1 protein-coding gene is annotated in these 1342 nt (G+C 67.5%); it reads left to right on the forward strand.

Annotated features, from left to right (window positions below):
• Positions 1 to 20 precede the first annotated feature (20 nt).
• Positions 21 to 1307, forward strand: coding sequence for an oxalate/formate MFS antiporter (gene oxlT / locus ACKUB9_RS34285; RefSeq protein ID WP_407530942.1), 1287 nt, complete (start codon positions 21 to 23; stop codon positions 1305 to 1307).
• Positions 1308 to 1342: the final 35 nt, after the last annotated feature.

A 1342-nucleotide genomic window follows, 5' to 3' on the forward strand; every position in this document is an offset into this window, starting at 1 on the left:
TAAGGTGAGGAAACCAGTCCATGACCTCCGTTGCCGCATCACGCGCGCAAGCCACCCCCATCGCCGGACGATGGCTCCAGCTCACCCTCGGGGTGGTCTGCATGGTGGCCGCCGCCAACATCCAGTACGCCTGGACCCTGTTCGTCCCCGAGATCCAGAAGACCTTCGGCTGGGACCGCGCCGCCATCCAGGTCGCCTTCACCATCTTCGTCGTCACCCAGACCTGGCTCACCCCCATCGAGGGCCACTTCATCGACCGCTACGGCCCCAGCCGCGTCGTCATGGCCGGCGGCTTCTTCACGGGTCTGGCCTGGGTCATCAACTCGTATGCCACCTCGCTCACCGGCTACTATCTCGGCGCGGTGGTCGGCGGCATCGGCGTGGGCTGCGTCTACGCCACCTGCATCGCCAACGCCCTCAAGTGGTTCCCCGACCGGCGCGGCCTGGCGGTGGGGCTCACCGCCGGCGGCTACGGCGCCGGCTCGGCCCTGACCATCCTGCCGATCGCCTCGATGATCGCCGACGGCGGCTTCCAGAAGGCCTTCTTCATCTTCGGCCTGATCCAGGGCGCGCTGATCATCCTGGCCTCGATCGGCCTGCGCTCGCCGGCCCGCGGCGAGGTGATCTTCTCCTCGAAGGTGCTGCAGTCGCGGCGCGACTACACCCTGCCTGAGGCGCTGCGCACCCGGGTGTTCTGGGTGATGATGGTGATGTTCACCTGCACGGTGACCGGCGGCCTGATGGCGGTGGCGCAGCTGGGCGTGATCGCGCAGGATCTGGGGGTGAAGAACTTCCAGGTGAACCTGTACTTCTTCGCCATGGCGGCGCTGCCGTTCGCGCTGATGCTGGACCGGATCATGAACGGGATCTCGCGGCCGTTCTTCGGCTGGATCTCGGACCGGATCGGGCGCGAGCGGACGATGTTCATCGCCTTCACGCTGGAGGGCGTGGGCATCGTGGCGCTGGGCTATTTCGGGCACAATCCGTGGGCGTTCGTGATCCTGAGCGGGATCGTGTTCCTGGCCTGGGGCGAGGTGTACTCGCTGTTCTCGGCCACCGCCGCGGACACGTTCGGGTCGGCGCATATCGGCAAGATCTACGGTGTTCTGTACTGCGCCAAGGGTGTGGCGGCGCTGATGGTGCCGCTGGGCAACGTGCTGATGCAGGCGACCGGGACCTGGGCGACCGTGCTGTACACGGTGGCGATCATGGACCTGATCGCGGCAACGCTGGCGCTCACGGTGCTGCGGCCGATGCTGATCCGCCACCACGCCGCCAACGGCACCGTGCCGGCCAACGCTCACTAAACCTTCGCGCGGGGACCCGCTGGCGGGTCCCCGCC

The sequence above is a fragment of the Methylobacterium oryzisoli genome (assembly GCF_046557895.1).
Classification (GTDB): Bacteria; Pseudomonadota; Alphaproteobacteria; order Rhizobiales; family Beijerinckiaceae; genus Methylobacterium; species Methylobacterium oryzisoli.